13 protein-coding genes are annotated in these 13,866 nt (G+C 46.1%); 7 read left to right on the top strand and 6 right to left on the bottom strand.

Annotated features, from left to right (window positions below; translation table 11 throughout):
- Positions 1-132: 132 nt before the first annotated feature.
- The 4 genes from ACFO4O_RS16045 to ACFO4O_RS16030 all read right to left on the bottom strand — a co-directional run bounded on the left by ACFO4O_RS16045 (position 133) and on the right by ACFO4O_RS16030 (position 4,087).
- Positions 133-1,224, bottom strand: a complete 1,092-nt coding sequence (locus tag ACFO4O_RS16045; RefSeq protein ID WP_382410362.1) for a TRAP transporter substrate-binding protein — start codon at positions 1,222-1,224, stop codon at positions 133-135.
- A gap of 8 nt (positions 1,225-1,232) precedes the next feature.
- Positions 1,233-2,600, bottom strand: coding sequence for a TRAP transporter large permease (locus tag ACFO4O_RS16040; RefSeq protein WP_382410360.1), 1,368 nt, complete (start codon positions 2,598-2,600; stop codon positions 1,233-1,235).
- On the bottom strand, positions 2,600-3,109 hold the full coding sequence (locus ACFO4O_RS16035; RefSeq protein WP_382410358.1) for a TRAP transporter small permease subunit: 510 nt from the start codon (positions 3,107-3,109) through the stop codon (positions 2,600-2,602). Before ACFO4O_RS16035 ends, ACFO4O_RS16040 begins: the two co-directional genes overlap by 1 nt.
- Before the next feature lie 354 nt (positions 3,110-3,463).
- Positions 3,464-4,087, bottom strand: a complete 624-nt coding sequence (locus tag ACFO4O_RS16030; RefSeq protein WP_382410356.1) for an FKBP-type peptidyl-prolyl cis-trans isomerase — start codon at positions 4,085-4,087, stop codon at positions 3,464-3,466.
- 233 nt (positions 4,088-4,320) lie between these two features.
- Here ACFO4O_RS16030 and ppc point away from each other — a divergent pair, with 233 nt between their 5' ends.
- Together ppc and ACFO4O_RS16020 are read left to right on the top strand one after the other, a co-directional pair.
- Positions 4,321-6,957: a phosphoenolpyruvate carboxylase gene (gene ppc / locus ACFO4O_RS16025; RefSeq protein WP_382410354.1), complete on the top strand. Its 2,637-nt coding sequence runs from the start codon at positions 4,321-4,323 to the stop codon at positions 6,955-6,957.
- A gap of 6 nt (positions 6,958-6,963) precedes the next feature.
- Positions 6,964-7,455, top strand: coding sequence for an RNA methyltransferase (locus ACFO4O_RS16020; protein ID WP_382410352.1), 492 nt, complete (start codon positions 6,964-6,966; stop codon positions 7,453-7,455).
- 107 nt (positions 7,456-7,562) lie between these two features.
- On the opposite strand, the gene mdh is transcribed toward ACFO4O_RS16020, so the two are convergent.
- Positions 7,563-8,501, bottom strand: coding sequence for a malate dehydrogenase (gene mdh / locus ACFO4O_RS16015; protein WP_382410350.1), 939 nt, complete (start codon positions 8,499-8,501; stop codon positions 7,563-7,565).
- A 202-nt stretch (positions 8,502-8,703) separates the two neighbouring features.
- On the opposite strand from mdh, the gene argR reads away from it, so the two are divergent.
- Entirely contained in the window at positions 8,704-9,168 is a 465-nt protein-coding gene (gene argR / locus ACFO4O_RS16010; RefSeq protein WP_382410348.1) for a transcriptional regulator ArgR, read from the top strand.
- Between the two features lie 137 nt (positions 9,169-9,305).
- Here the strand turns inward: argR and rsmI are convergent, their stop codons facing one another.
- Entirely contained in the window at positions 9,306-10,148 is an 843-nt protein-coding gene (rsmI, locus tag ACFO4O_RS16005; protein WP_382410346.1) for a 16S rRNA (cytidine(1402)-2'-O)-methyltransferase, read from the bottom strand.
- A 237-nt stretch (positions 10,149-10,385) separates the two neighbouring features.
- Here rsmI and ACFO4O_RS16000 point away from each other — a divergent pair, with 237 nt between their 5' ends.
- Genes ACFO4O_RS16000 through ACFO4O_RS15985 form a run of 4 tightly spaced genes read left to right on the top strand, consistent with a single transcriptional unit; the run spans position 10,386 to position 13,866 of the window.
- Positions 10,386-12,314: a penicillin-binding protein activator gene (locus ACFO4O_RS16000; protein ID WP_382410344.1), complete on the top strand. Its 1,929-nt coding sequence runs from the start codon at positions 10,386-10,388 to the stop codon at positions 12,312-12,314.
- Positions 12,315-12,671, top strand: coding sequence for a YraN family protein (locus tag ACFO4O_RS15995; protein ID WP_382410342.1), 357 nt, complete (start codon positions 12,315-12,317; stop codon positions 12,669-12,671). It begins immediately after the preceding gene.
- Between the two features lie 24 nt (positions 12,672-12,695).
- Positions 12,696-13,292 (top strand): phosphoheptose isomerase, encoded by a 597-nt coding sequence (locus ACFO4O_RS15990; RefSeq protein WP_382410340.1) that lies wholly within the window; start codon positions 12,696-12,698, stop codon positions 13,290-13,292.
- 4 nt (positions 13,293-13,296) lie between these two features.
- Complete coding sequence (locus ACFO4O_RS15985; RefSeq protein WP_382410338.1) at positions 13,297-13,866, top strand: BON domain-containing protein; 570 nt, start codon at positions 13,297-13,299, stop codon at positions 13,864-13,866.

Genomic DNA, 13,866 nt, shown 5'->3' with positions numbered 1-13,866 from the left:
CGAAGGCTTTTATACTTCGTTTATTGCAATGTAAAACGTACGCTTAATACGAGTTTGAGTTCCCGAAGGCTAAGGGCGCGAATTCTATAGTGATGCGCGCCATAAACAAATCAGTCCAGCTGACAGCAAACTTTAGTCTCTATTGTTGTAATAAGCCTGCTCCGACAGAGCATGATAACGTTTTACATTTTGGTAAAACGCATCGTAAGACGAATATATTTTGTCAAAACTCGCATCTTCTGCACGTTTTTCCGCGATAACCTCTGCGGTGGCCGCCTTTAGTGCAGCTAAAACATCGTCAGGCAGGGGTCGAACATCAATGCCGTGATCGTTGATAAGTTGTTGAAGGGCCGTATGATTTTTTGCGGTATATTCATCTAGCATGTCTTGATTCACAGCTTTCGTCGCCACTTCAACAATTTTCTGCAAGTCGGCGGGCAGTTCATTAAATGCCTCGGCATTAACAATAAACTCCAAACTCGTACCCGGCTCATGCCAGCCACTGTGGTAGTAATATGGGGCAGCTTTGTGCAGACCAAATGATAAATCATTATACGGTCCCACCCACTCGGTCGCGTCTATTGCACCGGTTTGTAGTGAGGTAAACAATTCTCCACCTGTGAGGGTAACCGGTAAACCTCCAACCTTTTTGAATACTTCCCCGCCAAGTCCAGGAATACGCATTTTAAGGCCTTGAAAATCTGCCATAGAATTTATTTCTTTTTTAAACCAACCCGCCATTTGCACGCCTGTGCTACCCCCTACAAATGGAATAACGCCAAAGGGTTCGTATAGTTCACGCCATAATTCCATCCCTCCCCCGTAATGGAGCCATGCATTCATTTCCGTTACGTTCATACCAAATGGAATAGCTGAAAAAATTGGCGCTGCGGGGATTTTTCCCTTCCAGTAATATGCACCTGCATGCCCCATTTCAGCGCTGCCACCAGACACTGCATTAAACACCTCAAAGCCCGGCACTAGCTCTCCGGCGCCATATACAGTTACCTGTAAGCGACCGCCAGACATCTCATTCACATATGTTGCAAAGGTTTCTGGCGCTCGGCCTAAACCAGGGAAGTTTTTAGGCCAAGAAGTCACTAACTTCCACTTATATGTTTTAGCCGGCTTCACTTCCCCATCTGATTGAGTATTGTCGCCGCCGGAACATGCTTGTAAAAACATTAGAGCAATCACGCTCATCATGGTGAGGAACTTTTTCATAACTTTCCTTATTTATAAATGGTATGTGGTAGCCACGTGACAATCTGTGGCCATACAGCAAGCGCGACGAGCACTCCCAGTTGGATCAAAATAAACGGGATAACGCCTTTGTATATTTGCTCAGTACGCACTAAATCGCTTGCAACACCGCGCAAATAGAATAACGCAAAACCAAAAGGCGGCGTTAAAAACGAAGTTTGTAAGTTAACCGCAATCATTATGCCCAACCAAATAGGGTCGACACCCATCATGATTAAAATCGGTGCGACGATGGGCACCACTACAAACGTAATTTCAATAAAATCTAAAATAAAGCCCAGTAGAAACATCACCACCATCACCAGCAGCATTGCCGTAAACACACCGCCCGGAAGTGAGGTGAAAAATTCTTTTAGCAGCGTTTCGCCGCCAAAGCCTCTAAATACCAACGAAAATATAGAAGCGCCAATAAGAATCAGAAACACCATACAGGTGACTTTTGTAGTTTCTTGCACAACATAATTGATATTTGCACTGTTAAGCTGGCGTTTTATGCCTGCCAATAATAGCGCGCCAACCGCCCCTACCCCAGCAGCCTCGGTAGGCGTGGCAAATCCAAATAATATTGACCCCAAGACCGCAACGATGAGCAGCAGAGGTGGCAGCAGTGCCAAAAGAAGTGAGCCTAATGACGCGTGCTCGTTTTTCTGACCCTCGCTAGGTACCTGCGAGGGAGAAAAACGACTTACCCCCCACAAATAAAGCAAATAGCACACGACTAAGATCAGGCCGGGTATAATTGCCCCAACAAATAAGTCCCCCACCGACACACTCTCTGGCGAAAAGATCCCCATATCAAGCTGCGCTTTTTGGTAGGCGCTCGATAAAACATCTCCGAGAAGCACTAACGCAATAGAAGGCGGGATGATTTGACCAAGCGTGCCGGTTGCACAAATGGTTCCGGTTGCAAGCTCGGGCGAATATCCGCGTTTTAACATGGTAGGCAAAGATAATAAACCCATTGTCACCACCGTCGCGCCCACTATTCCAGTGCTGGCAGCAAGCAACATGCCTACCAAAATAACCGATACGCCCAAACCGCTACGAAAGCGCCCCAGCACCGACGACATCGCAACCAATAAGTCCTCTGCAATTTTTGAACGCTCGAGCACAACACCCATAAAAACGAATAGGGGCACTGCAATCAGCGTGGTATTGCTGACAATGCCAAATAGGCGCGACGGAGCCGTTAGCAAATAATTGGCATCAAACACGCCCAATAATGCGCCAATGCCAGCAAAAATTAATGAAACCCCGGCTAAAGTGAGCGCCACCGGATATCCCAACAACAATGTTGCGCATACCGCGGCAAATAGCACTAAAGATAACCACTCCATTAATCGTGCTCCCCACGCAAAAGCTTCAGGCTTTGTTGGGCAATATCAGAAATAGCCTGTAGGGCCATAGAAACCGCGAACACCAAAAGAAAAGATTTTAGAATATAGACGAAGGGCAAGCCGCCTGGCTCGCGGCTTCCCTCAAATAAGCGCCACGACTCCAGTACGTATTGATAGCATATAATGCCAATGTATAAACTCACTGGAAGCATGAATACCAAACTGCCAAAAAGATTAACCTGTGCTTTTTTTCGCTCAGAGAAACGACGATAAAAAACATCTACTCGCACATGCCCATTATGTTGAAAGGTAAACGCGCTGCCGAGCAAAAAAACTGCCGCATGTAGGTACATCACAGATTCTTGCATCGCAATCCAACCCACGTTGAATCCGTAGCGCAGTACTACTATCGCAAACATCACTAGCGCCATTGCGAAAGTCGCATAACTCACCGTTTTACCTAGGGCAGAATTGATAGAATCGATGACCTTGCAGGTTTTTTCGAGCATGACTGATATGTTGTTTTTATTTGCGTTTAATATGCTGGGTATTGTGACACAAGTTACTTATAACTCAAATGCTTGAATGCTGCTCCGCGTAGCAAAACGCACACGATGTAGGATGACCAACACAATTGGCCTGCTAGTGATTATTGATTAGAAATCCGCCAGAGCATTCGCGCTTCGTTTCATTTACACATCTTGGGCATAAAAAAACCGCTGCATGCAAGGCATGAGGCGGTTTTTAAATTCGTTACGTGTTTTTAAAGCTCGAATGCTGTCATCGGGTTTTCTACCCTTTTTAGCGCCTGAAATCAGTCCCAAAGAAAAGGCTTAAGACCTAGGCTCGAGCATAAAAAGCCTTTACGCGATGATGTCTAGCAGCTCAACATCAAACACTAAGGTAGAGTATGGGCCAATCGCACCGCCTGCTCCCTGCTCACCATAAGCAAGGTCATGTGGCACGTACAAACGCCATTTATCGCCTACATTCATAATCTGTAAGGCTTCGGTCCAGCCTTTTATAACGCCACCAACAGGGAACTCGGCAGGCTGACCGCGGTCGTAACTGCTGTCGAATACTGAGCCGTCTAATAAGGTACCGTGATAATGCACGCGCACGGTTGAGTCTGCGGTGGGCGACTTGTCTGCATCGGCCTTATTAATCACTTCATACTGCAAGCCAGAGGCAGTTACGTTTACTTCATCTCGCTTTGCATTGTCGGCCAAAAACAACTCGCCTTGCTCAACGACTGCTGCAAATTTTTCTTGTTTGGCGGCCTGCAAACGCTGATGAATCTCATTAAACGCTACGCGCAGTTCATCGTTGTTAACTGCCGGCTCTGCGCGATTAAAACCATCTGCAAGGCCTTTTGCAACGGTATCTAGCGATAAACCGTCGAAAGGGTTTGAGGCAAGCTGCTCACCCATTTGATAACCAATGCCATAGCTAGCCTGTTGCTCTACACCCGTAATTTTATCAGACACAATTTCTCCAAGTCATATATTTAAAGGCGCAAAGGCTATCATAAGCCCACCGAGTTTTACACCTTAGGCGTAAATTAGACCTCAACGCGCTCAAGGTGTTTATCTGATGAAAGTCGCATCAAAAGTTTTCAATAAATAAACATAATAGTTTATTCGATTTGAGGCATGGACTTCGATGATGCTTGTGCGTATGTTTATGCTTAGGAAATAGCTTTACGGAGAGTACCGTCTGTATGAATCAAGCGAATGACGCAAAAGATGCTTTGGCCTCACAGCTAAAAGAAACAATTAAATATTTAGGCGCCACATTGGGCGAGACCATTGAGGCCGAGCTTGGCAGCGATTGGCTTGCTCGCATTGAACAGGTGCGCCACGATGGCCGACACTCTTCTCGCGGTGAGCAGCAAAGCACCGAGCGCCTCGCGCACACCATTTCGAGCCTAGATAACCAATCTTTGCTGACTATTGGCAGAGCTTTTGCGCAATTTTTGAATCTAGCCAACATTGCCGAGCAAGAATTTAACAGTAAGGCACAAGAAGATCAGTCTTTGTCGCAATACTTTACCGACCTGTTGAACGCACAAAACCAAAGCGCCAAAAAAGAAGATATCCTGCGCGCTATTGAAACGCTCGATATTGACATGGTGCTTACAGCACACCCAACAGAGGTCACGCGGCGCACGCTTATTCACAAGCACAGAGCGCTAGCTTCGCAGTTGCAGCTTTTGCATAATCCCAATTTGACCTCTGTTGAACAGCGCAAAGTCAAAGCCCGTATCGGCGATTTAATAGCACAGGCATGGCACACAGAAGAAATACGCTCCGTGCGCCCCACCCCCGTAGATGAGGCCCGATGGGGATACTCGGTGATTGAAAGCTCTTTGTGGGAAGCAGTACCGGATTTTCTTCGTGACCTTGATGACCTGCTACAAACAAAATTTGACAGCCAACTGCCTCTAGATGCAAAGCCTGTGCAGTTTAGCTCGTGGATGGGCGGTGACAGAGACGGCAACCCTTTTGTTACATCCAGCGTAACCCAAGAAGTTTTACTGCGTGCGAGACGTCGTGCAGCCAAGCTATTTTTACAAGATTTAAATGAGCTTTATGTTGAGCTGTCGATGAACGCATGCAATCAAAGCGTTCGTGAATTGGTCGGTGATGTCAAAGAGCCTTACCGTGCTTTATTAAAACCCTTGGTGAAAAAGTTAGAAAAAACACGCGAAGGCCGAGTGCCGTATAAACAATGGCTACAAAGCAACGATGAACTATTAAACCCGCTCATACTTTGCTACCAGTCACTGTTAGAATGTGGGATGCAGGTAATCGCCAATGGCGCGCTGCTCAATACCATCCGCCGTGCGCATGCCTTTGGTATTCACTTACTCAAACTTGATATTAGACAAGACTCTCAGCGTCATGCCGACGTCTTTAGTGAACTCACTCGGTATTTGGGTTTAGGTGACTATAATCAGTGGTCAGAAGAAGACAAACAAGCTTTTTTACTGAGAGAATTAGGTTCAAGACGACCTTTAATTCCTAAAAACTGGACGCCATCTGAAGAGGTAAAAGAAGTACTTGATACCTGCAGAGTGATTGCAAAACATGGCCGCGCAGGCTTTGGTATATACATTATATCAATGGCCAGCGAACCATCAGATGTGCTTGCTGTGCAATTACTACTGAAAGAAAGTGGCGTTGATTGGCCGATGCCTGTGGCCCCTTTATTTGAAACCTTGGACGATTTGAACAACTCGCCCGATGTCATGAACGCCTTATTGAGCATTGATTGGTACCGTGGTTATATCAACGGACGTCAATATGTAATGATTGGGTATTCTGACTCAGCTAAAGACGCAGGCTCTCTAGCCGCTGGCTGGGCGCAGTACAGCTCGCAAGAGGCTTTGGTCAAAATCGCTGAAAAACAAAACATTACGCTTACGCTCTTTCATGGGCGCGGCGGCACGATTGGCCGCGGCGGCCTGCCAGCAAAAGCCGCTATCCATTCACAGCCTCCCGGTTCATTAGCAGGCGGCTTTAGGGTGACGGAACAAGGTGAAACCATTCGCTACAAATTTGGTATGCCGCAGTTGGCCAAGCGCAGTTTGTCTTTATATGCATCGGCAGTGGTTGAAGCAATTACCTCTCCACCGCCAGAGCCAAAGCAAAGGTGGCGAGAGTTAATCACGCAGATGGCCGAACTGGGTTGTGAAAACTACCGCAAGACCGTGCGCTACGACGAGGAATTTGTGCCTTATTTCAGGGTTGCAACGCCGGAACAAGAGCTTGGTAAGCTTCCTCTTGGTAGCCGTCCTGCTAAGCGAAAACCGTCAGGTGGTATCGAGAGTCTGCGCGCTATTCCTTGGATTTTTGCATGGGCACAAACACGATTGGTATTGCCATCATGGCTAGGCGTTATGCGCGCTATTGAAGCGGTGAACACAGAAGATAACCAAGCCGATGTTCAGCAAATGATTGAACAATGGCCTTTCTTCGCCTCGCGTTTGTCTATGTTAGACATGGTATTTAAAAAAGCCGACCCGGCTATTAGTGAAGCCTATGATAAACGCCTTGTTCCTGACAAGCTCGCCCACTTTGGTAAAGCCTTGCGCGAGGAATTGACCCAAAGTATGCAGTCGCTGCTCAGCATTACAGGACACGAGCACATGATGGAAGATGATCCCCTTGGAAGAGATTCAATGAATATCAGGGCGGGGTATCTACAGCCTCTGCATTACTTGCAAATTGAGCTTTTAGACCGCGTACGTAAGGCAGAAAGCGCGGGGCAAGAGGGTGAAGACGTGCAAACCCTGGAGCGAGCTATGATGGTGGCTATTACCGGGATTGCTGTCGGTATCCGAAACACCGGTTAAGAGGCCATGAAGAAAACCGTTAGTATTGGTCTTGTGAATCCAAAATCCGCCACTAATGTGGCGGTTATTTTGCGTGCAGCAGGCTGCTATGGGGTATCCTCGGTGTTTTATACCGGAGAGCGCTTTGCCAGAGCGAAAGAGTTCAATCAAGACACTAAGGGCATGCGCCACAAAATACCAACTATCGCCGTCAGTGATTTACTTGAAATGACGCCAATTGGCGCAGTACCCATTGCAATTGAGCTGTGCGAAGATGCACACCCCCTCCCTGCATTTGAGCATCCTGATAATGCTTATTATATTTTTGGTCCAGAAGATGGGTCTATACCCAAGCACATTGTTGAGGGGTGTACACACAAAATATACATTCCCACCTTCACCAGCATGAACTTAGCAGCAACGGCCAATGTTGTATTATATGACCGCCTTGCAAAAAGTGACTATCCTCATTCACGCGACTTTATTCGAAGCAGCCGAGACACAAACAATAACCTTTAAGTCTTCGACACAAAAAAAGCGCAACACTCTCGCATTACGCTTTTTGTCTGGTGCTTATACGCTTTATAATAAAGCGTTTTCTGACAACGCCAAGCTACAGTGGCAGTTTAGGCATTTACAAAATCAACGCCTAACTTGATATCGCCACGAAGGCCTTCAAGCATGTCATTTTTCGCTTTTTCTTCAAAGGCGCTTAACTCGCCATAAGGTAGTATTTCTTCTACCCCATTTTTACCCAATCTAACTGGGTGTGCAAAAAATGCAGCGTCATCAGAACCATCAACTTGAACGTAGGTGTACTCAGTGACGTCTTCGCCCTGCATTGCTTTTACTAAAGATAAACAGAAACGCGCTGCTGCTTGACCCATAGATAAGGTTGCACTGCCGCCGCCGGCTTTTGCTTCAACTACCTCAGTTCCCGCATTTTGAATACGCGTGGTTAGGCTTGCAACTTCTTCATCGCTAAAGCTAACGCCCTCTACTTGAGACAATAGCGGCAGGATGGTTGTGCCGGAGTGACCACCAATAACAGGTACGTGCACGTCAGATGTGCTCTTGCCCTTGAGCTCTGCAACAAAGGTTTCAGAACGAATAACGTCTAGCGTAGTAACGCCAAAGAGCTTGTTTTTGTCGTAAACACCTTTCGCTTTTAGGGTTTCTGCGGCAATGGCAACGGTTGTGTTAACTGGATTTGTAATCACACCGATGCATGCTTTAGGGCAGTTATCTGCACAGGCTTCGATAAGATTTTTAACGATGCCAGCGTTGATGTTAAACAAGTCCGAGCGGTCCATACCCGGTTTTCTTGGTACGCCTGCTGGGATCAACACGATATCACAGCCGCTTAAGGCATCTGCTAGGTCATCTTTACCAAAACCTTTTACCGCCACATCAGTAGGGATATGACTCAAATCTACAGCAACACCAGGGACGACGGGTGCAACGTCATACAAAGATAATTCAGAACCTGCTGGTAACTGAGTTTTAAGTAATAATGACAGTGCCTGTCCAATACCACCGGCTGCGCCGAGTACGGCTACTTTCATGTTCAATCTCCTAGTTGAGGGTATTAAATTCGAGCGTGAGAATAATCTATATAGGGCTATATCTCAATGACACAATAGTCTGATAGAGATAAATATCAAAATTAATCGACCTTCTGTTGGCAAGATAAATTGATAAAGCCACCGGCATATTGCACAATACTGAGCCTTATTGAGCTGTTTGCATATTGAGAGAAAGCGCTGCATGACTTCAAACAAACAAGACGCATTGGTTAAAGCGTTCAAAGAGCTTTTGACCACTGAAAGTTATGGCTCTCAGGGCGAAATTGTAAACGCACTTAAAACCTTGGGCTTTGACAATATCAGTCAGTCTAAGGTTTCTCGTATGTTAAGCAAATTTGGCGCGGTTAGAACGCGCGATGCCCGCGGTGATATGGTCTACTGCTTACCACCTGAGCTTGGAATGCCTACCGCCAAAAGCCCACTGAAACAGCTTGTGCTAGATATTGTGCATAACAACGTTATGGTGATTATTCGCACTAGCCCTGGCGCAGCGCAACTGATTGCTAGATTGCTCGATTCCCTTAGTCATACAGATGGTGTACTCGGAACGATTGCCGGTGATGACACCATCTTTATCGCGCCCGCAAACATCGAAAAAATTGAAGAGTTACGCCAGCGCGTTCAAGACCTCTTTGACAGCGTATAAGTCACTTGCTCTTAACAAGTACTTCGTATTGCACATTTGCTCATGGGTTTGGTGTTTATAGGGCGTGTTTGTAATTCATATAAGAAAGTCGTTGTAGTGATTCGATTTGGTAAATAAATGTTTTGACCGAATCGGCGCTACGAATTTTTCAGCGACAAACTCATCTCATACACTTGTTTTTTGTTCACGTCATAATGCTTCGCTACCACTGCCGCAGCTTGTTTAGGTGGCATCAATGGCAATAAATCGCTTAAAAGCGCGCTCGCACCCTCGGGTATGCCCTCAATCTGCTGACTTTTACAATACAGCAAAAGGACAAACTCGCCTTTTGCGTGAGCAGGGTCTTTGGCCAAATAGTCGAGCAAATCGTCAACACTGCCGGCGACAAAGGTTTCAAAGCTTTTGGTGAGTTCTTTGGCAAGCACATATTCAGTGTGCTCGCTCAAATTCGCCTTACATACCTTAAGCGTATCGGCAATTCGCCGTGGCGCTTCATAAAACACCGCTGTATGACCCATGCCGGCAGCGGCGAGTAATTTTTCGGCTTTCGCTTGTTGCTTAACGGGCAAAAATCCGAAAAAAGTAAAGGTATCTGTTGGCAGGCCAGATGCACTTAATGCAGTGGTGAGCGCACATGGACCTGGAAGCGCGATAACCTGCAGACCTTCGTTGCGGCAGCTATTAACCAAAGAGTAGCCAGGGTCGCTTATCAGGGGTGTACCTGCATCGGATATAAGTGCAATCGACATCCCTTCATTGAGTTTGTTGATAAGCAAGCCTGTGCGCTGTTGCTCATTGTGGGTGTGCATGCTTATGGTACGCGTTGCAATTTGATAGTGTCCCAGCAGTCTCGAGGAGTGTCTGGTATCTTCTGCCGCGATTAAATCTACCTTTGATAAAACCTCAAGCGCTCTGGCGGAGATATCAGATAAGTTTCCGATAGGGGTTGGAACAATATATAAACAACCGGGCAGCGACATATTTTTACTCATTAACGCAATGATATGATAACAAAGCTGACATTCTACATGACCTTTGGTATAGAATCTGTGGAACGCACTAGAAATATAAATTTAGCTGGATAGACTGTCTATCATTGTCTCCTTGTTAGTCAACTAAGTGTTAGTCAAATAAGTGTTAGCCAAATAAGTGTTTGGCAAATATGTGTTAGGAGAATAAGTGTGAGGCAAATAAGCGTTGGGCAAATAAGGAATACTGTGAATATTCATCGACTCATTGGGCTTTTCATAATCGTTACGCTGCTTTGTGCCTGTGCGGGTTCATCTCAACCCGAGCGCTTAACAAAGCTTCCTGAGCCTGTTTCAAAGCAGCCGGAGTCTTCGCCTAAGTCGGCGATTGAACGTATTAGCGAGCGCTTTGAGCGCTCTGGGGATGTTGTTGCGCTTGAAAAAGAGCTTGTTGATATGGCGCAAGCATTTCAAACACAAAACAACTGTACCTCAGCGCAAGTCGTGATTGCTCATGCGAGCGGACTACTGCAAGAGCAGACGTTGAAGCAGCAATCTAATATCATTATGGCTGAGTGTGCTGTTTTACAGGCCACCTCTTCTTTAAGCGACCTTGAGATAATTAAGCTTTTAGAAAATACACTGGGCTCAACAAATGTCGTGCTAGACAATCCATGGACCTCACGTGAGCGCGTCCTATTTGCCTACTTACAAGGCTTAGAGACTCGTTACGATGAAGCGCTCAATGCGCTTATGCAATCTGATGTTGAGCTATCACCGCTTGCAAGCATGCAAGACCAATGGGTATTTTATTGGCTCGCCAATTTATCCTTTGATGCGCGAATGGATTTAATTGAAAGCTATCCAAGACTTTTCAAATATCAAAAATTACTCAGCGTAATTGAACAGGCCGATATCAACGACATACAGCGACAGCAAAAGCTCAAAAATCTGATTGCAAACGCCAATACCAACTCTGAATTCAGGCAATTACCCGCCCAAGTCATTCGTTTTTTAAATTTGCCGGTCAACCCTAAACAAAATATTGCGGTTTTGCTGCCCCTGTCGGGACGTTTATCAAGTCAAGGAGAGGCCATCAAACAAGGCATTATTGCCGGCTATTACGATAAACTCATGCCTAAAACCGCTAGCGCCGATGAGACGATGGTAGACCGTTTTGGCGCTGCCGCACAAAGTTCGCTGCACTTCATAGACACGGGCTCTCAGAACGAACTACTTAGTAGCGTTAACACCGAAACATTGGCCCCCTATTCGGTGGTGATTGGCCCTCTATTGAAATCGCATATTGACGCAGTCTCACGTTTCGCTGCACCACACAGTCTGAAGATATTTTTAAATCAGAGTGAAACTGACGCAACAAACATCCCCCTGGGGGAAGACATAGAGGCAAGTATACCTGCTCAGTATTTCGCACTATCGCCTGAACAGGAAGCAACACAACTTGCCGAATATATATTTGAACAGGGGATTGCCCATCCGGTGATCATTCACGAAAACGCTGGAGTAAGCGAGCGTATGGCACTTGCTTTTTTAAGTGCGTGGAATGCCAAGCCTGACGCACAAACCACCAAACAGCCGAGTCAAGTCAGCTATTCAGACAACACATCAATGCGCGTGGGGATAACATCTGCACTGGACGTATTGCAAAGCCAACAGCGCATCAATCAATTATCGAGGCTCACTCCTGAGCAGGTCTATAGCGTGACTCGTAATAGGCGCGATGTTGATGCCTTTGTGGTTTTTGCTCGACCAAATGAACTCGAGTTAATAAACCCAATCATCGAAAGCAGCATGAGCTTATTTAGCGGCCAACAAACGCCGGTTTTCGCGACCTCTCTTAGCTACAATCATAAGCAAAATAAGAACACCTTACGTGACCTCAGAAACCTTGTGTTTTTAGACATGCCCTTTGTACTCCCTCAAGGTCGAGAAAGTAGCCTAGCGAACACGGTTGACACCCTGTTTAATGAGCCATCGAGCACTTATTTGAGACTTTTTGCGTTTGGTTACGACGCGATTAGCCTAACGCAACAGCTTGGCAAGTTATCAAGCTTTGATCAGTTAAAGATAGACGGGCTCACCGGCGCACTATCGCTCAATCAAGAGCAGCACATCCAGCGACAGCTCAGTACGCTAGCTATCGACGCCGGAGACTAGATGGCCATAAAGCAATGGATTGCAAGTGAAACAGGTTCTATTGCAGAGCAACGAGCCAAAGAGCATTTAATAGCGCAAGGGCTTGAGTTTGTTGCACAAAATTTTCGTGTAAAAAGTGGTGAAATAGATCTTATTTTCAAAGACATGCAACAATGGGTGTTTGTTGAAGTCAAATATCGTGCAAGTGACTCACATGGTCATGCGGCCGAAATGTTTACGCCCTCAAAGAGACGTAAATTGGAGCGGGCAATCATGTGCTATTTGCATGGACTTGATTTAAACTGCCATCACACCAGCATGAGAATCGACCTAGTCGCCATCGACGGCGATGCAATCAACTGGATAAAAAACGTGTAAGCAGCAACAGGAGCAAGACTTTACATGCTTGAGAATATTAAAAAAAGTTTTACCGAAAGCATTCAAACAAAAATTGCAGCCGCTGAAGAATTACCTGAATCTATCGAAAAAGCGGCGACCATGATGATCAATGCCCTAATCGGTGGACATAAAATTTTAACGTGCGGCAATGGTGGCTCAGCAGGAGATGCGCAACATTTTTCTTCTGAGTTGTTAAACCGCTATGAACGCGATCGTCCGCCTCTACCTGCCATCGCGCTTACCACCGACAGCTCTACTATTACCTCTATTGCCAACGATTTTTCATACGACGAGGTCTTTTCAAAGCAGGTAAAAGCACTTGGCAATCCTGGCGATATACTGCTTGCCATATCTACAAGCGGTAATTCAGCAAATGTAATTAACGCCATGCAGGCAGCTCTGACAAAAGACATGACGATTGTTGCTATCACCGGTAAGGATGGCGGCGAAATGGCCGGATTAATTGGTGAAAACGATGTCGAAATACGAGTACCTTCATCAAGAACTGCACGCATTCAAGAAGTACATTTGTTGGTCATCCACAACTTGTGTGAATGCATCGACAATACCCTTTTCCCCATTACTGACTCAGAGGACTAAGGCGATGCTTCGAGTATTGCTCATATTGTTAATTGCAGCCCAAATGAGTGGTTGCGTATCGGTTGTCGCTGTTGGCGCTGCGGGCACAGCGGCTGTTTCGGCGAGTGACCGTCGTACTGTGGGTACGCAAATCGACGATAAAACAACAGAAGCGCGTGTTAACGCAGCCATAAACGATATACCGAACTTAGATGAGAATGCAGCAATAAGCGTTCATGTATACAACGGACAGGTATTATTGACCGGGCAAGCTAACCAACAAACTCTTATTGATGCAGCCTCTCAGGCTGCGTCACAAGTCGCTCATGTAGACAAAGTACACAATCAGGTAAGGCTGGGTAAGCCAATACCGGCGACGGCGACAATGAATGACATATGGCTTGGCACTAAAATACGTACATTGATGACGGCAAATGAAGATGTGCCGCTGCTCAAGCTCGACTTAATTGTTGAAGATAGCGAAGTGTTTATTATGGGAAGACTTACAAAGCAAGAAGCTAGGGCGGCGGTGGAAATAGCCCGCAATGTTCAGGGAGTGGTTAAGGTAGTACGGGTAATGGAATTACTCGACTAA

This window comes from Glaciecola siphonariae (assembly GCF_042652645.1).
GTDB lineage: Bacteria > Pseudomonadota > Gammaproteobacteria > Enterobacterales > Alteromonadaceae > Glaciecola > Glaciecola siphonariae.
Note: the sequence above shows the minus strand (reverse complement) of the source record. Positions and strands in the feature narration are given on the sequence as shown.